This is a genomic window from Flavobacterium sp. HBTb2-11-1, from assembly GCF_009826975.1.
In the GTDB taxonomy this organism is placed as follows: Bacteria; Bacteroidota; Bacteroidia; order Flavobacteriales; family Flavobacteriaceae; genus Flavobacterium.
In genome coordinates this window covers 518,812-541,385 of sequence record NZ_WUMO01000001.1, presented here as the reverse complement: position 1 = coordinate 541,385, position 22,574 = coordinate 518,812, and the positions used below count along the sequence as shown (strand labels likewise).

Sequence of the window (22,574 nt, the reverse complement as noted above, 5' to 3'; positions counted from 1 at the left end):
ATTTCCAAATTCATTTCCACTTCCATTTTCCCAAATATTCAGCTTTTACATCATCATACATATAGTATTTTGTCTTAGTAAAACCCGCTCTAACTAATGCAAGTGAATCAGGTTTTAATTCCTCTTCCAAAATAATATAGTTTCCTTTTTCGGGATTATTTAAGTCATATTTTACTTTAAAAAACTTATTTACATGATTATCATCTTTACTATAAATCTCAGACAAGATTTTTTTATTTACATAAAAATAATATCTTAAATAGTCTCTTTTCCCTTTATGCTCAATTCTAGTTGCAAGTCCAATCGTTTCACCTTTAAACGTCTTTTCGTATTTATTATATTCATCAGCATCTTTATGCGAAAGAAAAAACAATAAAAATACTATTGCAAAAAGTATAACTGGCCCTGTCAAATTTGTATTAATGTTAGTTCCTTTCATTCTTTTTACACTACTACCGGCGCAACTCTAGGCTTATAATCCTTTGCAACCTCAGCCATTAATCGAATATGATCTGGAGTTGTTCCGCAACAACCTCCTATGATATTGATTAAATTATCCTCTAAATATTCTTTAATGAATGCTTGAGTTTGTTCTGGTGTTTCATCGTACTGTCCGAATGCGTTTGGCAATCCTGCGTTTGGATGTGCCGAAACATTAAAGGTTGTATTATGTGCTAATGTTTTCAAATACGGTTTCAGCAAATCGGCTCCAAGGGCGCAATTGAATCCCACACTTAATAACGGAATATGCGAAACTGAAATCAAAAACGCTTCAACAGTTTGTCCAGAAAGTGTTCTTCCTGAAGCATCTGTAATCGTTCCCGAAACCATTATTGGAATATCCAGATTGCGTTCTTCTTTTACTTCTTCAATTGCAAAAAGTGCTGCTTTTGCATTTAAAGTATCAAAGATTGTTTCTACTAAAAGTAAATCACAGCCACCATCCATTAAAGCTTCTGCTTGTTGTTTGTACGCGATTCGTAAATCGTCAAACGTTACGGCTCTGTAACCTGGATCGTTTACATCTGGTGACATACTTGCTGTACGGTTTGTTGGTCCGATTGAACCGGCTACGAAACGTGGTTTTTGTGGATTTTTTGCGGTAAACTCATCGGCAACCTCGCGTGCAAGTTTTGCCGATTCGTAGTTTAACTCGTAAACCAAATCTTCCATGTGATAATCGGCCATACCGATTGTCGTTCCTGAGAAGGTATTGGTTTCTACGATGTCAGCACCAGCTTCAAAATAAGCGGCATGTACATCGCGGATTGCTTGTGGTTGTGTAAGGGATAGTAAATCGTTGTTTCCTTTTAATGGATGCGGGAAATCTTTGAAACGCTCTCCTCTGAAGTCTTCTTCTGAGAAGTTATAACGCTGCAACATTGTTCCCATTGCTCCGTCAAGGATTAGGATATTTTTTTTTATTGCTTCTTGAATTGTTATTGCCATGTTGTTTTGCCGCAAAGACGCTAAGGCGCCAAGCTTTTTTTATTTTTAATTTTGAAAGCTCTATTTAAACCCGACAGGTTTTAAAACCTGTCGGGTTTAACCTTCGATATTTTTTTTACATTAATTCCAAAAGTGCACTATTGCTGGCTAATTAGCCCCGATTGAAGTGGAAATCCTTTTGATTTTTTTCTTTAAAAAATCAAAAGATTGCAACGAAAAGCGGGAACTATTGACTGCAAAAATGCGCCAATGATTCGCTCCTTACCAAAATTGCTTTCAGTAAATTATTTGTATGTTGTCTGGAAAAGTTTTGAGAAATACTGTATGTATTTGTGTTATCTATCTTTAATACTGGAAAATTAGTAAAAAGTAGAATTTAGCACCTTCTTTATGATAAAGGGTTGCTAAGGTTTCATTGGGTCTGTCCCTCCGCCTTTCGTGATAACTAACAATAATTTTAAGAACAGTGCAAAGGTATGAAATGGCAATTCGATTTGCAAATGTTTTTTTTCTGAGGTTCTGAGGGACTAAGTCGCTAAGGTTCTAAGCTTTTTCTTTTTGGAATCCACCACCAACAATCTGGCTACAGCGGAGCATAATATTTATAGAAAAACAATAACCCGACAAACAAAAGCTCCATCGGAGCGAGATATATCTCGCTCCGATGGAGCTCTTTTTACAAACGAATGATTTCTTTTCTACCAATATTTCCATCCCTCTGGGATTCTTCATGGTCAATAAAAAAGCCCAAACTTTTAAAAGTTTAGGCTTTCTATATAAAATCTTACTAGCTTAGAAACTTAGCATCTCAGCAACTTAGACAATCGCTTTAACAACTGCTTTAGGCGCCTCTTTACGAGTTCCGTCAAAACCGTCTACTCCTGATACTGTTGTATATTTCAATACGTATTTTTTACCTGGGTTGATGATTTGGTAAGCGGCCTGGCACATTAATGTTGCTTCGTGGAATCCACAAAGGATTAACTTTAATTTTCCTGGATATGTGTTTACGTCTCCAATGGCGAAGATTCCAGGAATATTAGTTTGGTAATCTAGTGCATTGTTTACTTTGATAGCATTTTTCTCGATTTCTAATCCCCAGTCTCCGATTGGACCTAATTTTGGCGTTAATCCGAAAAGTGGAATAAAATAATCCGTTTCGATTTTACGGTGTGCTCCGTTTTCTTCGATATCCAAAGATTCTACGTGCTCTGCACCGTTGATTCCAACTACTTCTGCCGGAGTAATTAATTTGATTTTTCCAGCTGATTTTAATTCCTGTACTTTTTCTACAGAATCTAAAGCGCCTCTAAATTCGTTTCTTCTGTGGATCAAAGTTACTTCTGAAGCTACGTTTGCTAAGAAGATACTCCAATCTAATGCTGAATCTCCTCCTCCTGCAATTACAACTCTTTTATCTCTGAATTTCTCAGGATTTTTGATGAAGTATTTTACTCCTTTATCTTCATAAAACTCGATATCTTCGATAAGTGGCTTACGAGGCTCGAAGCTTCCTAGACCTCCAGCGATTGCGATAACTGGCGCATGGAATTTAGTTCCTTTGTTTGATGTTACAATGAACGTTCCGTCTTCTTGCTTGTCGATTGTTTCTGCTCGTTCTCCTAAAGTAAAGCCTGGCTCAAATTGTTTGATTTGCTCCATTAATCCGTCGATTAAGTCTCCTGCTAAAACTTCTGGGAATCCAGGAATATCATAAATTGGCTTTTTTGGATATAACTCTGATAGTTGCCCTCCTGCTTGTGGAAGCGCATCTAAAATGTGGCATTTTAATTTTAACAATCCTGCCTCAAAAACGGCAAATAAACCTGTTGGTCCTGCTCCAATTATAAGTATATCTGTTTTAATCATTATGTTGTTGTTTATAATCATTCTTAATAACGCAAAGAAACGAATAAATCCTTGTACTTTCAATGATTTTTATCATTAATTTCTTTCCGAAACTTTTTACTCTCTATTTTTTAATGAAGAGGTTATCTCATTCATTCTTTTAACCTTTTCTTCAAAATTGCCTTTAAGCGTTTTTCGGTATTCATTCAGGTTCTCAACCATTTGATTGATATCTTCAGGAATCACTTCCTCGAAAAACTCACGCAATCTTTTTGCTGTTGTCGGCGATTTTCCGTTTGTTGAAATGGCAATTTTGACATTTCCTTTCGTTACAATTCCACCTAGATAATAATCACATAAATCTGGTGTATCGGCGATATTGCAAATCAAATAACGTTTTCTCGCTAAATCGTAAACCTTTTTATTTACTTTCAAATCGTCTGTACAGGCAATTACCACGTGACGTTTTTTGAGCATTCTCTTTCTGAACTTCGATCTTGTTAATGTTATCGAAGGATGTTTTTCGGCCAGAATTTTTATTTCTAAATGAAATTCTTTTGCCACTACCTCAACATTTGCATTCGGACTTGACTTGAGCAAGAAAGAAAGCTTTTCCAGACCTACATTTCCTCCGCCAACAATCAATACATTTAAATTGTGAAGCTTTAGAAATATTGGATATAATTCGTTTTGTTCCATGTTACCAATATGTTGTTCCTAACGGAACAATTAATAATGCAAACTTCGGGTTAAAACCTGACGCTACAAAATCGGTTGTCAATCAAATGTTCCTGAGGAACATGCAATTTTAACGAATGGTTTCTTTTGATAGAAATTCTTCGTAAAAGCCTTTTAATTTGTTGCTTTCTCGGACAACTTCGCCTAAAACAATAATCGCTGGCGAACCTAATTCTTTTTGTTTTACAACTTCTAAAATCGAATCGACTGTGCCTACGCCAACTTTTTCTTCTGCTGTTGTTCCGTTTTGGATGATTGCAACGGGTAAGTTTCCTTTATCTTCTTTTTGAAACAAATCGATAATTTGAGACAATTTGTGCATTCCCATCAAAATCACTACTGTGGCAGAGGATTGTGCTGCTAAAGCTACATCTGATGATAATTTTCTATCAGAAGTTGTTCCCGTAATTACCCAAAAGCTTTCTGAAACTCCTCTTTTTGTAATCGAAATTCCCTGACTTGCAGGCACCGCAACTACTGATGAAATTCCTGGAACTACGATTGTTTCTATTCCGAAGCTTTCTGCAAAATCAACTTCCTCGCCTCCTCTTCCGAAAATAAATGGATCTCCGCCTTTTAATCTCACCACGTTTCCGTATGTCAATGCATTATCTACAATCAGCTGATTGATTTGATCCTGCGTGTAAGCATGATTTCCAATTCTTTTTCCAACAAAAATTCTAATGGCATTTTTAGGTGCATAATCCAGAATTTCTTCGTTGGCCAAAGCGTCATATAAAACCACATTAGCTTCAGCCAATGCCTTTACAGCTTTCAGCGTAAGTAAATCGGGATCGCCCGGACCTGCACCGACTAAAGTTATTTTGGGTTTTATATTATGCATTTGCTAATTCCTGTGCTCTGAAAGTTTCGATTTTATCAAAGAAAACTACTGCCTGAGCAATGTAATCTTTAGCGAAAGCTTCAGATGGTTCGTTTTTATTAATTTGGTAAACCAAGTCTTTAAAAGTTGAGTTTAATTCGATTTTATTGGTATCAATAAAAACAGTATCAAACAAATCCACGATTCCTGCGTGATTATTTGTTTTTTGGTTTTCTGCCAATAGTAAAGCTTTTGCACCGTTTACAAATCCGGCGTAAGCATGGTAAATCGCATCTGACCATTTTTTCTCATCGAAAGATTCCTGAGCCAAAATCAATTTTTCTTTAGCTTCAAACAATAATGTAGCTACTAAATCGATCACAACTCCGGCACATTCTCCAACTCCAACTGCTTTTACGTAATTGTCCGCGTTACCCCAATCTACAAAATCAGCTTCCGTTAAATTGGTAACATCAGATAATGGTTTTAAAATTTCGTAGAAGTATTTTTCTCCTTTTGAATCGTAATAATTCAGGAATTTTTCTCCATTTCCATTAGCATCAAAATCATTTAAAATAGTGCGTAATGCTTCTGGCCCTCTACGGCTAGGAATTTTGATTACTTTATCAGCAAAACGTCCTTCTCCGTTTCCTAATCTTCCTCCTCCTAACAAAACTTGTAAAGCCGGAGCTACTAATTTTCCTGAGTTGATAGACATTCCTTGGAATCCAATTGCAGACATATTATGCTGCCCGCACGCATTCATACAGCCCGAAATTTTAATTTCAATTTCGCGGTTGTTTAAATACTGTGGATATTCTGTTTTTAAAACTCTTTCTAATTCTTCTGCAATACCGGTACTACTTGCAATCCCCAAGTTGCAAGTATCAGTACCCGGACATGCCGTAATATCTCCAACTGAATTATATCCTAAATGAACAAAGTCAAGTTTGGCTAATTCTTGATAAAAGAAAGGAAGATTCTCTTCTTTTACGTGACGTATTACAATATTTTGACGCAATGAAAAACGTAATTCGTTTGCTGCGTAATTTTTAATTAAATCGGCTAATAATCTTGCTTTATCGGTATAAAAATCCCCTAATAAAACTTTGATTCCAATAGCATAATAACCTTCTTGCTTTTGCTTAATTACATTCGATTTTTTCCAAGCTTCATACGCTTCTTTATCTTCAATTGTAACTTGCGGAACTTCTAAAACTGGTTCAGCAATTGGCCCTTCAAAAGCAGTGGTGTCGATTTCATATGTTTCAAAAGCAATCGCTTTTTTCTCATTTTCAACCAATTCCAAAAAGGCATCTTTCCCGATTTCTTTGATTAAGAATTTCATACGCGCTTTCATTCTTTTAGCACGTTCTCCATATCTGTCAAAAATACGAATGATTCCTTCTGCTGTTGGTATAATTTGGTTAACCGGAACAAACTCTGAAAGTAATTCTGCATGCGCTGGCTGAGATCCTAAACCTCCACCAAACATGATTTTGAAACCTTTTTGTCCGTCTTTGATTTTCGGAATAAATCCTAAATCGTGCAAATAACTCAAAGCCGTATCTTCGTCTGAAGAAGAGAACGCAATTTTGAATTTACGTCCCATTTCCTGACAGATTGGATTTCTTAATAAGTATTGGAACATTCCGTGTGCATAAGGCGTAACGTCAAATGGTTCGTTTACGTCAACTCCTGCCAATTCACTTCCTGTAATATTTCTAACTGTGTTACCACACGCTTCACGCAGAGTGATATCATCTTTTGCTAATTCTGACCAAAGTTCAGGCGTTCTATCCAAGCTCACATAGTGAATCTGAATATCCTGACGTGTTGTAATATGCAAACGTCCTGTAGAATATTTATCAGATACTTCAGTAATTCTTCTCAACTGCTCGCTGGTTACTTTACCATAAGGCAATTTGATACGAATCATCTGAACACCTTCCTGACGCTGACCGTAGATTCCACGAGCTAAACGAAGACTACGAAAACGCTCATCATCAATTTTTCCTCCGCGGAATAGGTGAATCTTTTTTTCTAATTCGATAATCTCCTTCTGAACTACCGGATTTTCTATTTCTGTTCTAAAACTTTCCATTTCTTTTTAGTTTTTGGTTGTCAGTTGCTGGTTGTTGGTTTGCTGGCAGATAACTATCAACCAAAACCATTTACGATCAATTCATCGAATAAACCCTACTCCTGCTGTTGTGTTTGTTGCTGTATCAATTAAGATGAAAGCTCCGTTTGATTTGTTTTCGTTGTACGGATCAAAATATAACGGTTTGCTTAATTTGATGCTCACTTCTCCGATTTCGTTAATTGCTAATTGTGTTGCCGGAGTTGTTCCTGAATAATCTGTTGCAATAGTATTTTTAATGCTTTCTACTTTTGCTAAAACTCTGTTTGTATTATGTTGTACCAAGTATTTTGTTCCTGGAACGAGTTTTTTGCTGTCCATCCAGCAAACTGTTGTCGTAATATCTTTTTCAATTTTTGGAAGCTCATCTGATTTTACAATCATATCACCTCTCGTTACATTGATATCATTTTCTAATTCGATTGTAATTGAAGAACCTGCTGTAGCTTCATCAAATTGCTTATCGAAAAAGTGAATTTTAGATACTTTTGATTCTGTTAACGATGGAAGAACTGTTACGGCATCTCCAACTTTAATAGAGTTTCCGTATAATTTTCCTGCGTAACCTCTGAAATCGTGGTATTCTTCTGTTTTTGGACGAATAACCGTCTGAACTGGAAAACGTGCTTTTCCTGCTTCGTAAACATCATGAGAATGCAATCCTTCTAAATGTTCCAAAACCGTTTGCCCATCATACCAAGGCATATTTTCCGATTTGTCAACCACGTTTCCACCATTGATTGCACTTAACGGAATGTAACTTACGTTTTGTTCTTTGAAAGTACTTTTTGCATTTAAAGCCTCAAAATCAGCTTTGATTTTATTGAAAACCTCTTCTGAGTAATCTACTAAGTCCATTTTGTTGATGGCAACGATTACTTCTTTAACTCTCAATAAATTATTGATGAAAAAGTGGCGATACGTCTGCTCAATAACGCCTTTTCTAGCATCGATCAAAATGATAGAAACTTGAGAAGTCGAAGCTCCTGTTACCATATTTCTAGTGTATTCTACGTGACCTGGAGTATCGGCAATAATGTAACTTTTCTTTGCAGTCGAAAAATAAATATGCGCAACATCAATCGTGATTCCTTGTTCTCTTTCTGCCACTAATCCGTCAGTTGCCAAAGAAAAATCAAGGTAATCGTATCCTTTTTGTTTACTGCTTTTTTCGATTGCTTCTATTTTATCAGTTGTCAACGATTTTGTATCGTACAATAATCTTCCGATCAAAGTACTTTTCCCGTCATCTACACTTCCTGCTGTTGCTATTTTTAAAACGTCCATTCTAATTTATGTTGTTTCAGGTTTAAAGTTTCAGGTTTCATGTTCTCTCGAAACTTATAATCTGTATGTTTTTGTTTTCTTGATTCTAACTTTTAATTTTTAATTCTCAATTTTTAATTGAATTAAAAGTATCCTTGCTGTTTTCTCTTTTCCATTGCAGCTTCAGAACGTTTGTCATCGATTCTGGCTCCTCTTTCAGAAATGGTCGATGATCTGATTTCGCCAACTACTTCTTCGATTGTTGCTGCGTAAGATTCAACTGCTGCGGTACAACTCATATCTCCAACGGTTCTGAAGCGAACAATTCTTTCTTCGATTTGTTCGTCTTCTTCTTGGTACACAAAAGGAGAATGCGACCAGATTAAACCGTCTCTCAAAAAAACTTTTCTTTTATGTGAGAAATAGATTGACGGAATCTCGATTTTTTCTTTTTCGATATAACTCCAAACATCTAATTCTGTCCAGTTTGAAATTGGGAAAACACGAACGTTTTGACCATTTTCTATTTTTCCATTTAAAATATCAAACAACTCAGGTCTTTGATTTTTTTCATCCCATTGTCCGAAATCATCACGAACTGAGAAAATACGTTCTTTAGCTCTTGCTTTTTCTTCATCACGACGAGCACCACCAATACAAGCATCAAATTTGAATTCTTCAATTGCATCCAAAAGTGTTGTAGTCTGTAAGCTGTTACGGCTTGAATATTTTCCAGTTTCTTCAACTACTTTTCCTTCATCAATAGCATCCTGAACATTACGAACGATCAACTCTAAACCTAATTCTTCTACCAATTTATCTCTGAAAGCAATTGTTTCAGGAAAATTGTGTCCCGTATCAACGTGTAACAGAGGAAACGGAATCTTAGCAGGAAAAAAAGCTTTTTGCGCCAAACGCACCAATGTAATAGAATCTTTTCCTCCTGAAAAAAGTAAAACCGGTTTGTCAAACTGTGAAATTACTTCTCTGAAAATATATATCGCTTCACTCTCTAAAGCGTTTGTTTTTAATACTGAACTCATTGTTTTTTTGTTTGATATTTTGTGAGTTTCAAGTTTTAGGTTTCAGGTTTAAAGTTGTCACCTCATCTAAAAATCTTCGCTCTTTATTCTATAATCTATTTTCTATTCTCTGCAGAAGTCTTGCCTCTTTCTTCTTGCCTCTAAAAGTCTTTACTCTTTTTTAGCGCTATGCAACCCACACTCCTTATGGCTCGATTCCCACCACCATCTTCCGGCTCTGATGTCTTCTCCTGGAAAAATGGCTCTGGTACAAGGCGCGCATCCGATACTTACGAAACCTTGTTTGTGTAAAGCATTTTGCGGAACATTATTTTCTGAAAGATACGTTTCAACTTCTTCTAAAGTCCATTTTAGCAACGGATTGAATTTGATGATTTCGAAGTTCCCGTCGTATTCAAACAAACTTAAATCTTGTCTGTTTTCTGATTGTTCTGCTCTTAATCCTGTAATCCAAACTGAATTTCCTGCTAAAGCTTTTCTCAATGGAACCACTTTTCGAATAAAACAGCATTCTTTTCGGTTTTCAACTGAATCGTAAAAGCTGTTTGGCCCTTTTGTCTGAAGCAGATTTTCAACTGACGCCGCTTCTGGAAAATAAACTTCAATTGATCTTTTGTATTTTTTTAATGTTTTATGAAAAACATCATACGTTTCCTGAAATAATCTTCCTGTATCTAAAGTAAACACCTTAATATCTGTGTCACTTTTTGCAATAAAATCGGTAATTACCTGATCTTCCTGACCGAAAGAAGTCGAAAAAATGACTTTTCCCGGAAATTCTTTTGCTAAAAAAACTAAAGTTTCGTCAAGCGAAAAATCTTTTGTTTTCTCTAATAATTCTTGTACAATACTCGCACTCATAATCTCTTCTTTTCTAAAATTATCTTTTACAATAATTTAGATAATGTTTTTAAACTCAATATTATAATTAGAATCCCAACCGCGACCATCATCGGTTTTCTTTTAATTTTATTTACTAAATAAGCTGCCAAAGGCGCTGAAACGACTCCTCCTAAAATTAGTCCGATGATAACCTGCCAGCCATGGATTCCTCCAAAAAGCATGAAAGTAATTCCGCTTGCAAATGAAATCGCAAATTCAGCTGCGTTTACTGAACCAATTGTATATCTCGGATTTCTTCCTCTTCCTAATAAAGTCGAAGTTACGATTGGTCCCCAGCCCCCGCCTCCAACAGAATCCATAAATCCGCCAAAAACAGCTAAAGCGCCCAATTTTTTAGTTTTCTTTTTTACTATACTCTTTTTTAATGCCTTCCTGATAATAACAATTGCCAAAATCATCATATAAACTGCAATAAAAGGCTTAATAACGTCGCCATCAATTACATCAGATAATAAGTAAGCTCCAGTAATCGAGCCTAAAACTCCGGGAATCAATAAATGCTTTACCAGTTTTTTATTGATGTTACCGAAACGATGATGAGAAAGCGCTGATGCTCCCGTTGTAAACATTTCTGAAACGTGAACCGCTGTACTGCTTACTACAGGTGGAACTCCATAAGCTAATAAAAACGATGTTGAAGTCGCTCCATAACCCATTCCTAAAGTACCATCAACCAATTGAGCAAAAACTCCAATGGCTAAAAACACTAAGAACTCCGCATTAAAACCATTCACAAATCCATCCCACGTAAATTCAGCGTGATGATTATATATTAAAACAGATAATAAACCTACTAGTAAAACAACAGGAATTCCAATCCAAAGCTTTTCTTTAAAAGAATCAGCACTATTTATTTTCAGTTCTTTCTCCATATTTAACAATATAACATGTTTAAATTTGTTTCAAACCTATTACCCTATCGGGTTAGTAGATTACTTTGCAAAAATACTATTTATTTCTAAATTACAAAGCAATATTATTATTTTTTTAGCCCCTCAAATCTTCATTTATTATGTTCTAAAAGAGAGTTTTAAGAATTTTGCAGTATAATTTCACAAATAACACCGTATTTCACGATATTCCAACAATTTATGAGTCAAAAACATTTGGTTGTTAAATACATTTTTTTAATGTCTATAAAATCGATAGGATTATTATAAAAATATTGTATTTTAGCGCCAAATTTTTTAGCATGGATTTTCAAATAGGTCTTGTAATTGCCGGATTAACTGTTGGTTTCATTGTAGGATTAACTGGAGTTGGCGGCGGTTCTTTAATGACCCCCATTTTATTATACTTTAATATCCCCCCAACAACAGCAGTAGGAACCGATTTACTTTATGCCGCATTTACCAAAGCTGGCGGAATATTTGTACACAATAAAAAAGGCAACATCAACTGGAAAATTACAGGCTGGCTGACTTTAGGGAGTGTTCCCGCTGCATTGCTGACTTTGTGGATTTTAAACAGCATTAAAACCGACATCGAAACTATAAACCACGTCATTAAATATAGTTTGGGCTGGGCATTACTATTTACCTCTGTCGCCATTATATTCAAAAAAAGGCTTTTGAAATTTTCTCAGAAACATGCTGGAGATAAATTCCACAGCGAAAGTACTACTCAAAACATGCTGACAATTGGAATCGGTGTTTTATTAGGGGCAACTGTAACCTTAACCTCTATTGGAGCTGGCGCATTAGGAACTGTAACCTTATTTTTCTTATATCCGCTGTTACCAACACCTCGTTTGGTTGGAACTGAAATTGCACATGCTGTTCCGTTAACTTTAGTTGCCGGAATCGGACATGCCTCTATGGGAAATCTAGATTTAGGTTTACTAGGACAATTATTAATGGGATCGCTTCCAGGAATCTATATGGGAAGCATGCTAAGCGGAAAAGTGCCAGACCAGTTTCTTAGAAATGCAATTGCAGTAATGCTTTTCTTGGCTGGATATAAATTGATCTTTTAAGGCAATTTTTTAAACCATATAAGTTCATTTTAGTCTTTGCGTAAAGCTTGTTAAATGAACTTATATGGTTTATTTTTTTTTAGAATGCTATATCTGCCAAAGAATTGCTTTCTAATATTTTAAGCGTATTGTCGCGAACTTCAGTCATCAATCGGCGTGCTGCACAAGTTGATTCATCATCGCAATCATCGCATCTTTCGTAGAAATTATGACTTGCACAAGGCAATAAGGCAATTGGCCCCTCTAAAATTCGATAGACCTTTGCCATACTAATATCTTTTGGATCTTTTATTAGGTAATAACCTCCTCCTTTTCCTTTTTTAGCCCCGAGAAAACCGGAATTTCTCAGAAGCAACAAAATACTTTCTAAAAATTTGATCGAAATATGCTCGCTTTTGGCAATTTCTGCAATTTGTACAGGCTCATTATTCTCACGTCTAGCTAAATAAGTTAAAGCTTTAATTCCGTATTTTGTTTTCTTTGAAAGCACTATTTTATATTTTAGATTGTAGAATCTAGATTTTAGATTTTCCTAAAATGAACAATTCCATATTATTCTGCAACAAAAATAGTTTTTTTAAATGAGAAAAATAATAGTTAGATAGTTAAATTCTACTAATTCTATCAAATTACTTCGTTAGTTCCAATTAAATTGAATTCTTGAAACATTCTCATTTCTTCTTCCAAAGCTTTTTTGTTAACTACATAAGTGTGGGAAAAAGAATCATGCCATCCTCTTGATCCTCCTAAGAAAGTAAATGCATCAAACGGAATAAAACGGCACAAGCTTCTCTTAAAAATAGTGGCAAAATCAGGTTTTTGTCCATTTTCATCTACCACCACAGTACCAGTGATAAATTTAGCTATCGACCTTGCAAATAACCCTTCAAAAATCAGGTAGTAAATAAGCGAAATAATAATAGCCATAATATTCCATCCAAAATCTCCCAGATTGTCCATCCAAACTGCCAAATTTGCAAACCCTAAGCCAATTAAAATACCTAGAAAAAAAATGATCATCATAAAGAAAATGAAAAAAAATAATAGATCCAGAATATAATTTAAAAAACGCGCTCCGCTAGAAGCTAATAATTTATCATCAAGAATGTAAGTAGTGTTGCTCATATGCTAATTGGTATTTTTACTAAATATAGTTTGTTGATCACAACAAAAATATACTTTTTACATCAACAACCATTAAAAAGAATGACGATTTTTAACAGTAATAAATTTACAGTTAAAAATCGTCAAAATATAATTCAGGAATCTAAAAATCTGAAGTCTGAAATCTTAAATTAAGAAAGTGCCTGCTTTAAATCTGCGATTACATCTTCAACCGTTTCTAAACCGACAGAAACACGAACCAATCCTTGCGTGATTCCCACCGCCAGCTGATCTTCTTCAGATAATTTGCTGTGTGTTGTAGAAGCCGGATGCGTAACAATGGTTCTTGTATCGCCAATATTTGCCGATAATGAGCAAAGTTTAATGCTGTTCAAGAATTTTCTTCCCGCTTCGATTCCGCCTTTGATTTCAAATGCGATGATGTTCCCACCCGCTTTCATCTGTTTTTTAGCAATTTCGTATTGCGGATGAGATTTCAAGAACGGATATTTGACGCTGTTTACATTTGGATGACTCTCCAAAAATTCAGCTACTTTCAAAGCATTTTCGCAATGTCTGTCTACACGAACTGCCAAAGTCTCTAAACTTTTAGACAAAACCCAAGCATTAAACGGCGCCAAAGCTGGCCCAGTATTTCGTGAAAACAAATAAATCTGTCTGATTAATTCAGCATCTCCAACTGTTACCCCACCTAAAACTCTCCCCTGTCCATCAATTAATTTTGTAGCTGAATGGATAACTAAATGTGCTCCAAATTTAATTGGCTGCTGCAAATATGGCGTTGCAAAACAGTTGTCGATAATTAGAATCAAGTTGTGTTTTTTAGCGATATTTCCCAGCAATTCTAAATCGATAACATCTACTCCAGGATTTGTTGGAGATTCGGCGTATAATATTTTGGTGTTTGGTTTAATGAAACTCTCGATTGTCTCTGGTTTATTAATTTCGAAATAAGAAGTTTCGATATTCCATTTTGGAAAATAAGTCATAAACAAAGCGTGAGTAGAACCAAAAACACTGCTCGCAGAAACAATATGATCTCCAGAATTCAATAATGCCGCAAAAGTAGAATATACTGCTGCCATTCCTGTTGCAAAAGCGTAACCAGATTCAGCACTTTCCATTTTGCAGATTTTATCTACAAATTCTGTAGTGTTCGGGTTGCTGAAACGACTGTAAATATTTCTTCCTTTTTCTTCTGTAAAAGAAGCTCTCATGTCTTCCGCATCTTCAAAAACGAAGCTTGATGAAAGGTACAAAGGCACCGAGTGTTCTAAATATTGAGATCTTTCTAATTGTGTTCTAATGGCTTGTGTTTCAAAACCAAATTCTTCTGTATTCATTGTGTTGTTTTTTGTTTTTTTGAATGGTTATTTCGCAGAGATTCACAAAGTGAAACACAAAGTTTCGCAAAATAATTTTTCTAGTTTTTTCAATTAACGGAGAATTATCTAATTCTGTAATTGACTAATTTTCTATTCTTACAAAGCTTCGTTGTTTAAAACTACTTTGTATTTTATGGTAGCTGTTGGTTCAACCGTTTTGGCAACCGAGCAATATTTCTCGAAAGAAAGCTGCGCTGCTTTTTTTGCTTTTTCTGGATTGATTTCTCCTTCTAAATAGAAAACCACATCGATTTCCTTGAAAGGTTTTGCTTCTTCTATTTGCACACGAGTTCCTTCAACCTCAGCGTTGAAAGAAGTGATTTCCTGACGCTGTTTCTTTAAGATCGAAATCATATCAATAGCGCTGCATCCTGCAACACCCATTAATACCAATTCCATTGGGCTAGCACCCAAATCGCTTCCGCCAAATTCGGCTCTGCTGTCAACGTCAACTACGTGTCCGCGTTCATTTTTTACTTTAAAATGAAATGCGTCATTTACTCTGTTTAAAGTTACTTTCATTGTGTTGTTATTTTTTTTGTTTTTGTTTCGTTTCAGATTTCAATCTAAAATCTGCAATCTAAAATCTAAAATCGTATTTACCCTTTATCAGACAATCTCAAAATATCTCCGAAAACTCCTCTCGCTGTTACTGCAGAACCTGCACCAGCTCCTTGAATAACAATTGGACGATCTCCGTAAGATTCTGTATAAATTTCGAAGAAAGAATCAGAACCTTTTAATCCGCCCAATGCAGTATCTTTTGGAACTGAAACTAATTTTACTTCTAAATTTCCTTTATCATTCTGCAAATCACCAGACAATTCGCCAATATATCTTAAAACGTGATTTGGCTCTTGGTCTGCTTTTATTTTAGCATAAATCGTATCGAATTCTTTCAGTTTTGTCAAGAAATCGGCAACGCTTCCTTCACGCAAGTGTTCTGGAATTAAATTCTGAATAGAAATTTCTTCAAATTCATTTTGCAAATCTAATTCTCTTGCCAAAATCAATAATTTTCTACCCACGTCATTTCCGCATAAATCTTCACGCGGGTCTGGTTCTGTATATCCGTTGTCAATTGCTTCCTGCAAAATTTCGCTGAAAGGCGCATCTTTCGCAGAGAAATTATTGAATAAATAGCTCAATGTTCCAGAGAAAACTCCTTTTATTTTTGTGATATTTTCTCCTGAAAGGTGCAATAATTTAATGGTGTCAATTAGCGGCAATCCAGCACCAACATTGGTTTCGTACAGATAATTCTTTTGATTTTCGGCCAAAGCTTTTCTCAATTCTTTGTAGAAACCATACGTTAAAGTATTCGCCACTTTATTAGAAGAAATCAAATCGAAACTGCTTTCTACAAGCGGAATATAATTTTCAACGAAAGTTGCACTAGCCGTATTATCAATCGCAATTAAGTTTTCTAAATGATGTTCATTAGCGTAAGCGATAATATCTTTGATAGTATAAGCTTCACCTTTAGTTGCAATATCATTTTTCCAATTGCTATTAACACCGTATTTGTTTAAAAGCAGTTTTTTAGAATTCGCTATAGCAAAAACATTCAACTTAATGTCTTTACGTTTTTCAATTGCCGCAGCCGATTCTAAAATCTGATTGATTAAAGTTCCTCCCACTAATCCGTGACCGAAAATAGCAATGTTGATCTTTTTAGAAACTCCAAAAATCTCTCCGTGAATTACGTTTAATGCTTTGTTTAATTCCTCTTTTTTAACAACCAAACTCACGTTTTTACCCGTTACAGTGTTGTTAAACAAAATCGGAACAATTTTATTTTTGATTAAAGCTGTGTAAGGTTTATGGAAAGTGCTCAAATCCTGTCCGATAATTGAAATTACCGATACATTGTCTGTTACCGTAATCTGATTTACATCTTTAGAATAAAAGTCATTTTCAAACTCTTTTTCTAATTCTACAACTGCTGTTGTTGCTTTATCAGTTGCAACCACAAGTCCGATTCCTCTTTCTGAAGAACCTTGAGAAATGATGCTTACACTGATATTATTATCTCCCATTACTTTAAAAATTCGAGCGTCAACTCCAGCTTTTCCAAGCAATCCTCGTCCTTCAAGATTTACGAGAGAAACATTTTCTAAAACAGAAAGCGTTTTAATTCCTTCTTTTGAAGAATCTGAAGTAATTAAAGTTCCGCGATTTTCGTGGTTGAAAGTATTTAAAATTCGTAACGGAATATTTTTTTCCAATAATGGAATAATCGTTTTAGCATGCAAAATTGTAGCTCCAAAATTTGCCAGCTCATTTGCTTCATTAAACGATAAATATTCGATTTTCTTAGCATCTGCAACCAAATCAGGATTTGCAGTGTAGATTCCGTCTACATGCGTGAAGTTCTGCAATTCTTCAGCATTTAAATAATTTGCGATTAACGAAGCGGTATAGTTACTGCCATTTCTACCTAAAGTAGTTGTGTCGTTGTTGTTATTAGATCCAATGAAACCTGTAACTATATTAACCGTTTCTCCGTTATGTTCTTTAAAATAATTGACTACGTTTTTCTTAGAAAGCTGTTCTAATGGCTGTGCATCACCAAATTTAGAATCAGTTTTCAATAATTCTCTTGTATCTACAAAATTGGCTGGAATTCCTTTTTCTAGTAAAATAGCCGTCAATAATTTAGCCGAAAGCAATTCGCCTTTAGACAAAATCTGATCTTTGATTTTTTTGCTGTAATCGCCAATTAAGCTAACACCTTCAAAAAGTTTATCTAAAACATTAAACTCTTCAGACAAATCAACTTGCGGGTAATCTGATATTTGATATTTTTTAAAATTCTCTAATAATTCTTTATAACTGCCATTTTTAGCAGCAATGCTTAAGATAAATTCAAGCTCATCTGTCGCATTTCCACGTGCAGAAACGACAACGGCAATTTTTTCGCCTTGATTTACTTTATCTGAAATGATTGAAACAACTTTGTTAAGTCCTTCTCCGTTTGCTAATGATTTACCTCCAAATTTTAATACTTTCATTTTTATTTCTTTATTGTTTCTGCCTTAAAAATGTCGGCAAGTAAATGATCTAATTGTTTGTACTCGATTAAAAAAGCGTCATGTCCGTGAACCGAATCAATTTCGCTGTAGAAAACATTGTCTTTAAACTTCTTCAATTCTTCATAGGTTTCTACGTTTTCTTTTGCCGTAAAAAACAAATCTGAATTGATTCCGATAATATGAATTGAAGCTTTTGTTTTGGACAACAAGTTTTCAAAGCTTTCACTATTTCTAGTAATATCAATTGTTTTAAGCAATTGATTCATTAATTTATAAGAAGACAATTGGAATCTTTTCTGCAATTTTTTGCCGTGATGTGCCAGCCAGCTTTCGATATTAAAAATCAAAAGATCTTGATTGATTGTTCTTTGGAATTTCTCTTTGAATGATTCTGGCGAACGATAACAAAGCATGGCATGAATTCTTGCATCTTCGATTGGTCGAGAAGAATTGTTTAGAATTTGTTCCTGAAGAAAACAATTGGCAATAAGCCAGTCGGTCGATTTCCAGTCGCTCGCAATCGGAATAAGGTTTTCTGTTATATTAGGTTCTAAAGCTAAGATTTCCCAAGCAATTCCGCCTCCTACAGAACCTCCGATAACTGCAAAAAGCTTTTCAATATGTAAAGCTTTTACACCTTCAATGAAGATTCTCGCCACATCTCTAGCCATAAAATCAAGATAATTTTCTATCAAGAAAGAATTGTTTCCGTTTCCAGGAACATCAAAAGACAAGATGGTATAAATGGCAGTATCGATGGTTTTACCTTCGCCAATTAAGTCATTCCACCAGCCATTTTCTCCAGTTACTTGCGCATTTCCTGTTAAAGCATGATTAACCAATACAATTGGTGCACTATGCAAAGGCTGGCCTGCCAATGTAAAATGCAAAGGTATAGAATGATAAGCTGCACCACTTTCTGTGATGAACTCTTGAATTATAATAGGGTTTGGTATATTTTCCAATTTCAAATCTATTGTATTATCTGATTTGTATATGGAAATATTAGAAAGAAAAACTAGGTTTAACTAGAAAAAAATCTTGTTGTTATCTTTCCACGTTTGGGCGTGGTAGAATGTAGCACCTTCTTCGTTTTACCGAAGGGTTGCTAAGGATTCATCGGGTCTAATCCCTCGTCCTTTCTTTATAACATTTCAATACGTGTTTGAACTTAACGGTGCAAATTAACTACTAATTTCTCTAACAAACAAATTTTATCTAAAAGTGTTTGTTAAATTTCTGAGACTTATTTTAGCAAAAACTATTATACGCAAAAATTTACCGAACAAAAATGCCCAGTAAAATTAAGCAGGTTTTACCCTAATTTATGATGCTTTTTCCGTTTAGATAAAAAGCGTTTCATTTTCTTTTGAATACATCAAAAACAATAAAGAGTTCGGTGCTTTTTTTCCAGTTGCTTTACCTTCCTCTGTGATTCCAGCCTCAGTTATTCCGAATCTTGGATGAGCCAATTCGTTTGTTGGCGGCGGATTATTTTTTCTTGTCCTTCTGTTTTTCAAATTTGAAATTTTTTCTGCTAAGTAGTTCAATGTGCTCATGATATTAAGTTTTAGTTAAGTTGCGTTTTATAATCTTTATTTCTCGTTTATCTTTTTGTTAAATCGCTTTCTAGAATAAAAAAACCCTTTTGGATTTTTCAGATACCAAAAGGGTTTAAGTTTTTACACTCACGTATACTTTTAGTATCAACAGACGTATGCGCAAATAAGCGCGACAGTAAACATCTTGTTTATCTGTAAGGATTTATTCATCTGTGACTTATATTGTATTTTATTTAAATTCTGCATTTGTATTAAATTAAAAAGCCTCCCAAAATTTCTCGGGAGGCTCTTACTATATTATTATTGTATTCTTACAATTTTTTAAGCAATAGACACCCCAGCCTCGGTCTTAACCGAAATGGCACAAAACATTTTGTTGACTTTTAAGTTCATTTGATTTCTAGTAGTTTTTGGGTATAACAAATATGCAATTATTTTTTTTATTACACAAATTAAATTCAAGAATTTAATTACAAAAATCGTTAAAAATCAATTTTTTAACGTCAAAAAACATCTTACAAAAGCGAAAACGAAATAATACAAGTAAAAAACTTACAAAACAAACTCATTTTTTCTTAATAATTCCATTTGACAAATCAGTTTATCAAAGAACCTTTTTCTTTTTTTGCTAAAAAATTATAGCCAGACTGCTTCTTTAGTCCTAATTCGTTCCACTATTTTTAGGATATCAGTTATAATTCCTCTCGAAATTGCTTGTTTACATGGCGGAGCACTTTGAATTACGATTGGAATATCGGCGTAAGATTTGGTATAAATTTCAAAAATAGTGTCGGAACCTTTCAACTGCCCGATTGGAGAGACTATTGGTTCCGAAATTAATTTGGCTTCTAAAGTGCCTTTTTCTACATCAAACTCTCCTACATAACGGAGTACATGATTTTCTGCTTGAGTGATTTTGGCAATTTTAAATGATTTATCTACAGCCTCTTTATCGAGCACTCCATTTTTTTCCAAATGCTCTTCGGTTATAAAAGGTTTTATATTAATATCTGAGAGATCAAAATCTTTTCCTATTTCTCTGGCCAATATTAGAAGTTTCCTTGCAGTATCATTTCCAGACAAATCTTCTTTAAAATTTGATTTCATCAAACCTAAAAGACTCGCATCTTTTAAAACAGATGAAAACGAAACATCTTCAGATGAAAATCTATTAAAGACGTAACTCAGATTATCGGAAAAAACGCCTCGAATCTTTGTGATTTTTTCTCCCGAATAGTACAAATCTCTTAAAGTCTGCAAAACAGGAATTCCAGTTTCAACCGATGTCTCATACAAAAATTCTTTGTCGTACTTTTTAAGATCTGCCCTTAGCTCTTTATATAAGTCTATTGGGAGCGTATTGGCCTTTTTATTTACTGCTACAATATTAAATCCGTTTTTGATTAGCGTATTATAATGTTTTACCAATTCATCGCTAGCTGTTGCATCGACAGCTATTAAGTTTTCAAATTCGTTTTCTTGTGCAAATTCGACAATATCTTCTACCTTAAAAGGAACTGCCAATTGTCTAAAATTGGTTTCCCAAGAATAACCCACGCCTTCTTTCTCAAAAAAAGCAACCGTCGAATTGGTTATAATTGGAAAATGAAAATCGACATTTTTGCTCTCGAGAAAAAAATCCTGACTTTCAATAATCTGATTAATCAAAGTACTTCCGATATTACCAATTCCGAAAAGGATAATGTTTATTTTAAGCTTTGACATAATTTCTAACTTTTTTTGAAACCATATAAGTGATATAAGTTCATTTAATATATTTTCACCGTTATCACGTTAGACGCACTGCGGTGCGTCTCTAGATATGGTTTAAATTTTATAAAGATGCTTTTCATAAAAAATCACCTTTAGCAAAACCACTCGCTAAAGGCAATTTTTCAAACAAAAAACAAAAAAACCTAATTTTTATTGATGCTGAATTGAGAAAGCGAAACGCTCTCAAAAACAGCTTGCAGATCTGCAATTAAATCTTCTATATCTTCAATTCCGACAGACAGACGAATCAGATCTTTAGAAACTCCTGTTTCTATTTGTTCTGCTTCTGTTAATTGCTGGTGTGTAGTGCTTGCCGGGTGAATAATCAGTGATTTTGTATCACCAATATTGGCCAATAGAGAGAATAATTTGGTGTCGTCTACTACTTTTTTGGCTGCATCAAAACCTCCTTTTAATCCGAAAGTGATAATTCCGCTTTGGCCTTCTGGAAGATACTCTTTAGCCAAATCATAATATTTATTCGATTTTAAACCTGGATAATTTACCCAGACTACCTCATCTTGTTTTTCTAACCATTCAGCCAGAGCCAAAGCATTTTCACTATGTTTTTTGATTCGGATTGGAAGTGTTTCTAGTCCCTGAATAATCTGGAAAGCATTAAATGGACTTAAAGCAGCACCAAAATCACGCAGACCTTCAATTCGAGCTTTTGCTATAAAAGCCGCATTTCCTAAAGCTTCATGATATACTAATCCGTGGTATCCTGCAGATGGCTCGGTAAATTCTGGGAATTTTCCGTTTGCCCAATCAAAGTTTCCAGCATCAATGATAACGCCTCCTAATGAAGTTCCGTTTCCTGCGATATATTTAGTTAAGGAATGAATAACAATATCGGCACCATATTTAATTGGGTTTAATAAATATGGTGTCGCAACTGTATTATCTACTATAAATGGCACTTTGAATGCTTTGGCTTCTGCCGAAATTGCTTTTAAATCTAATACATCTAATTTTGGATTTCCAAGAGATTCAACAAAGAAAGCCCTTGTATTTTCTTTAGCTGCTTTGGTAAAATTTTCAGGTTTTGACGGATCTACAAATGTGGTTGTGATTCCTAATCTTGGCAGTGTAACTTTTAAAAGATTATACGTTCCGCCGTATAAACTGTTTGAAGCCACGATATGATCTCCTGCTTTTAGCAAAGTCAATAAAGTTGTTGAAATTGCAGACGCTCCGGAAGCAGTTACCACAGCTCCAATTCCCCCTTCAAGCGCAGCGAGACGCTGTTCTAAAATATCATTTGTCGGGTTATTTAATCTTGTGTAAATAAACCCAGCTTCGGCAAGACCAAATAAATTGGCAGCATGATCTGCATTATTAAATACGTATGAAGATGTCTGATAAATTGGCACGGCTCTAGTTCCTGCGTTTTTAGTTACGTCGTGTCCTGCGTGTAATGCGTTTGTTGCAAATTTTTGTGTACTCATGATTTCTTAGTTTTTTAGGTATTATTAATACGTTTATATTGTTATTGATTTTAATTTT

At 34.7% G+C, this 22,574-nt stretch carries 20 protein-coding genes and 2 riboswitches; of the genes, 1 reads left to right on the top strand and 19 read right to left on the bottom strand.

The window, feature by feature from the left end:
- Window positions 1-10 precede the first annotated feature (10 nt).
- From GR162_RS02450 to GR162_RS02405, 10 genes are all read right to left on the bottom strand, one after another.
- Window positions 11-439, bottom strand: coding sequence for a hypothetical protein (locus tag GR162_RS02450; RefSeq protein ID WP_160780853.1), 429 nt, complete (start codon window positions 437-439; stop codon window positions 11-13).
- A 5-nt stretch (window positions 440-444) separates the two neighbouring features.
- Window positions 445-1,449: a homocysteine S-methyltransferase family protein gene (locus GR162_RS02445; RefSeq protein WP_160780852.1), complete on the bottom strand. Its 1,005-nt coding sequence runs from the start codon at window positions 1,447-1,449 to the stop codon at window positions 445-447.
- 332 nt (window positions 1,450-1,781) lie between these two features.
- Window positions 1,782-1,897, bottom strand: a riboswitch (SAM riboswitch).
- A gap of 368 nt (window positions 1,898-2,265) precedes the next feature.
- Window positions 2,266-3,318 carry an NAD(P)/FAD-dependent oxidoreductase gene (locus GR162_RS02440; protein ID WP_066032887.1) on the bottom strand — a complete coding sequence of 351 codons (1,053 nt, stop codon included), beginning with the start codon at window positions 3,316-3,318 and terminating at the stop codon, window positions 2,266-2,268.
- A gap of 96 nt (window positions 3,319-3,414) precedes the next feature.
- Window positions 3,415-3,996 carry a bifunctional precorrin-2 dehydrogenase/sirohydrochlorin ferrochelatase gene (locus tag GR162_RS02435; protein WP_160780851.1) on the bottom strand — a complete coding sequence of 194 codons (582 nt, stop codon included), beginning with the start codon at window positions 3,994-3,996 and terminating at the stop codon, window positions 3,415-3,417.
- 109 nt (window positions 3,997-4,105) lie between these two features.
- Window positions 4,106-4,879, bottom strand: coding sequence for a uroporphyrinogen-III C-methyltransferase (gene cobA / locus GR162_RS02430; RefSeq protein ID WP_119789218.1), 774 nt, complete (start codon window positions 4,877-4,879; stop codon window positions 4,106-4,108).
- Window positions 4,872-6,962, bottom strand: a complete 2,091-nt coding sequence (locus tag GR162_RS02425) for a HEPN domain-containing protein (RefSeq protein ID WP_160780850.1) — start codon at window positions 6,960-6,962, stop codon at window positions 4,872-4,874. The genes cobA and GR162_RS02425 overlap by 8 nt, the downstream gene beginning before the upstream one ends.
- Window positions 6,963-7,043: 81 nt before the next feature.
- Complete coding sequence (locus GR162_RS02420; protein WP_160780849.1) at window positions 7,044-8,288, bottom strand: sulfate adenylyltransferase subunit 1; 1,245 nt, start codon at window positions 8,286-8,288, stop codon at window positions 7,044-7,046.
- 122 nt (window positions 8,289-8,410) lie between these two features.
- Window positions 8,411-9,310, bottom strand: a complete 900-nt coding sequence (gene cysD, locus GR162_RS02415; RefSeq protein ID WP_008466601.1) for a sulfate adenylyltransferase subunit CysD — start codon at window positions 9,308-9,310, stop codon at window positions 8,411-8,413.
- Window positions 9,311-9,460: 150 nt separating this feature from the next.
- On the bottom strand, window positions 9,461-10,171 hold the full coding sequence (locus GR162_RS02410; protein WP_160780848.1) for a phosphoadenylyl-sulfate reductase: 711 nt from the start codon (window positions 10,169-10,171) through the stop codon (window positions 9,461-9,463).
- A gap of 26 nt (window positions 10,172-10,197) precedes the next feature.
- Window positions 10,198-11,085 carry a sulfite exporter TauE/SafE family protein gene (locus GR162_RS02405; protein WP_123906987.1) on the bottom strand — a complete coding sequence of 296 codons (888 nt, stop codon included), beginning with the start codon at window positions 11,083-11,085 and terminating at the stop codon, window positions 10,198-10,200.
- A gap of 320 nt (window positions 11,086-11,405) precedes the next feature.
- Here GR162_RS02405 and GR162_RS02400 point away from each other — a divergent pair, with 320 nt between their 5' ends.
- Window positions 11,406-12,188: a sulfite exporter TauE/SafE family protein gene (locus tag GR162_RS02400; protein ID WP_160780847.1), complete on the top strand. Its 783-nt coding sequence runs from the start codon at window positions 11,406-11,408 to the stop codon at window positions 12,186-12,188.
- A 79-nt stretch (window positions 12,189-12,267) separates the two neighbouring features.
- On the opposite strand, the gene GR162_RS02395 is transcribed toward GR162_RS02400, so the two are convergent.
- The 9 genes from GR162_RS02395 to GR162_RS02355 form a co-directional block, all read right to left on the bottom strand.
- Window positions 12,268-12,678 carry an Rrf2 family transcriptional regulator gene (locus GR162_RS02395; RefSeq protein ID WP_008466594.1) on the bottom strand — a complete coding sequence of 137 codons (411 nt, stop codon included), beginning with the start codon at window positions 12,676-12,678 and terminating at the stop codon, window positions 12,268-12,270.
- 134 nt (window positions 12,679-12,812) lie between these two features.
- The gene (locus GR162_RS02390; protein ID WP_160780846.1) at window positions 12,813-13,313 is read right to left on the bottom strand and encodes an RDD family protein; all 501 of its coding nucleotides are present in this window, start codon (window positions 13,311-13,313) and stop codon (window positions 12,813-12,815) included.
- A 170-nt stretch (window positions 13,314-13,483) separates the two neighbouring features.
- A complete protein-coding gene (locus GR162_RS02385; RefSeq protein ID WP_160780845.1) occupies window positions 13,484-14,656 on the bottom strand; it encodes a PLP-dependent aspartate aminotransferase family protein in 1,173 nt (390 codons plus the stop codon).
- A 138-nt stretch (window positions 14,657-14,794) separates the two neighbouring features.
- Complete coding sequence (locus GR162_RS02380; protein ID WP_026728534.1) at window positions 14,795-15,220, bottom strand: OsmC family protein; 426 nt, start codon at window positions 15,218-15,220, stop codon at window positions 14,795-14,797.
- Between the two features lie 77 nt (window positions 15,221-15,297).
- The gene (thrA, locus tag GR162_RS02375) at window positions 15,298-17,712 is read right to left on the bottom strand and encodes a bifunctional aspartate kinase/homoserine dehydrogenase I (RefSeq protein ID WP_160780844.1); all 2,415 of its coding nucleotides are present in this window, start codon (window positions 17,710-17,712) and stop codon (window positions 15,298-15,300) included.
- A 2-nt stretch (window positions 17,713-17,714) separates the two neighbouring features.
- Window positions 17,715-18,698: an alpha/beta fold hydrolase gene (locus GR162_RS02370; protein WP_237421272.1), complete on the bottom strand. Its 984-nt coding sequence runs from the start codon at window positions 18,696-18,698 to the stop codon at window positions 17,715-17,717.
- A 79-nt stretch (window positions 18,699-18,777) separates the two neighbouring features.
- Window positions 18,778-18,886, bottom strand: a riboswitch (SAM riboswitch).
- A 190-nt stretch (window positions 18,887-19,076) separates the two neighbouring features.
- A complete protein-coding gene (locus GR162_RS02365) occupies window positions 19,077-19,292 on the bottom strand; it encodes a hypothetical protein (RefSeq protein WP_160780842.1) in 216 nt (71 codons plus the stop codon).
- A gap of 639 nt (window positions 19,293-19,931) precedes the next feature.
- On the bottom strand, window positions 19,932-21,020 hold the full coding sequence (locus GR162_RS02360) for an aspartate kinase (RefSeq protein WP_160780841.1): 1,089 nt from the start codon (window positions 21,018-21,020) through the stop codon (window positions 19,932-19,934).
- Window positions 21,021-21,211: 191 nt separating this feature from the next.
- Entirely contained in the window at window positions 21,212-22,516 is a 1,305-nt protein-coding gene (locus GR162_RS02355; RefSeq protein WP_160780840.1) for an O-acetylhomoserine aminocarboxypropyltransferase/cysteine synthase family protein, read from the bottom strand.
- Between the last annotated feature and the right edge of the window lie 58 nt (window positions 22,517-22,574).

What these genes read in the sequence shown, in the direction of transcription:
- GR162_RS02450 (WP_160780853.1), bottom strand. Translation starts at nt 439, where the DNA reads ATGAAAGGAACTAACATTAATACAAATTTGACAGGGCCAGTTATACTT.
- GR162_RS02445 (WP_160780852.1), bottom strand. Translation starts at nt 1,449, where the DNA reads ATGGCAATAACAATTCAAGAAGCAATAAAAAAAAATATCCTAATCCTT.
- GR162_RS02440 (WP_066032887.1), bottom strand. Translation starts at nt 3,318, where the DNA reads ATGATTAAAACAGATATACTTATAATTGGAGCAGGACCAACAGGTTTA.
- GR162_RS02435 (WP_160780851.1), bottom strand. Translation starts at nt 3,996, where the DNA reads ATGGAACAAAACGAATTATATCCAATATTTCTAAAGCTTCACAATTTA.
- cobA (WP_119789218.1), bottom strand. Translation starts at nt 4,879, where the DNA reads ATGCATAATATAAAACCCAAAATAACTTTAGTCGGTGCAGGTCCGGGC.
- GR162_RS02425 (WP_160780850.1), bottom strand. Translation starts at nt 6,962, where the DNA reads ATGGAAAGTTTTAGAACAGAAATAGAAAATCCGGTAGTTCAGAAGGAG.
- GR162_RS02420 (WP_160780849.1), bottom strand. Translation starts at nt 8,288, where the DNA reads ATGGACGTTTTAAAAATAGCAACAGCAGGAAGTGTAGATGACGGGAAA.
- cysD (WP_008466601.1), bottom strand. Translation starts at nt 9,310, where the DNA reads ATGAGTTCAGTATTAAAAACAAACGCTTTAGAGAGTGAAGCGATATAT.
- GR162_RS02410 (WP_160780848.1), bottom strand. Translation starts at nt 10,171, where the DNA reads ATGAGTGCGAGTATTGTACAAGAATTATTAGAGAAAACAAAAGATTTT.
- GR162_RS02405 (WP_123906987.1), bottom strand. Translation starts at nt 11,085, where the DNA reads ATGGAGAAAGAACTGAAAATAAATAGTGCTGATTCTTTTAAAGAAAAG.
- GR162_RS02400 (WP_160780847.1), top strand. Translation starts at nt 11,406, where the DNA reads ATGGATTTTCAAATAGGTCTTGTAATTGCCGGATTAACTGTTGGTTTC.
- GR162_RS02390 (WP_160780846.1), bottom strand. Translation starts at nt 13,313, where the DNA reads ATGAGCAACACTACTTACATTCTTGATGATAAATTATTAGCTTCTAGC.
- GR162_RS02385 (WP_160780845.1), bottom strand. Translation starts at nt 14,656, where the DNA reads ATGAATACAGAAGAATTTGGTTTTGAAACACAAGCCATTAGAACACAA.
- GR162_RS02380 (WP_026728534.1), bottom strand. Translation starts at nt 15,220, where the DNA reads ATGAAAGTAACTTTAAACAGAGTAAATGACGCATTTCATTTTAAAGTA.
- thrA (WP_160780844.1), bottom strand. Translation starts at nt 17,712, where the DNA reads ATGAAAGTATTAAAATTTGGAGGTAAATCATTAGCAAACGGAGAAGGA.
- GR162_RS02365 (WP_160780842.1), bottom strand. Translation starts at nt 19,292, where the DNA reads ATGAGCACATTGAACTACTTAGCAGAAAAAATTTCAAATTTGAAAAAC.
- GR162_RS02360 (WP_160780841.1), bottom strand. Translation starts at nt 21,020, where the DNA reads ATGTCAAAGCTTAAAATAAACATTATCCTTTTCGGAATTGGTAATATC.
- GR162_RS02355 (WP_160780840.1), bottom strand. Translation starts at nt 22,516, where the DNA reads ATGAGTACACAAAAATTTGCAACAAACGCATTACACGCAGGACACGAC.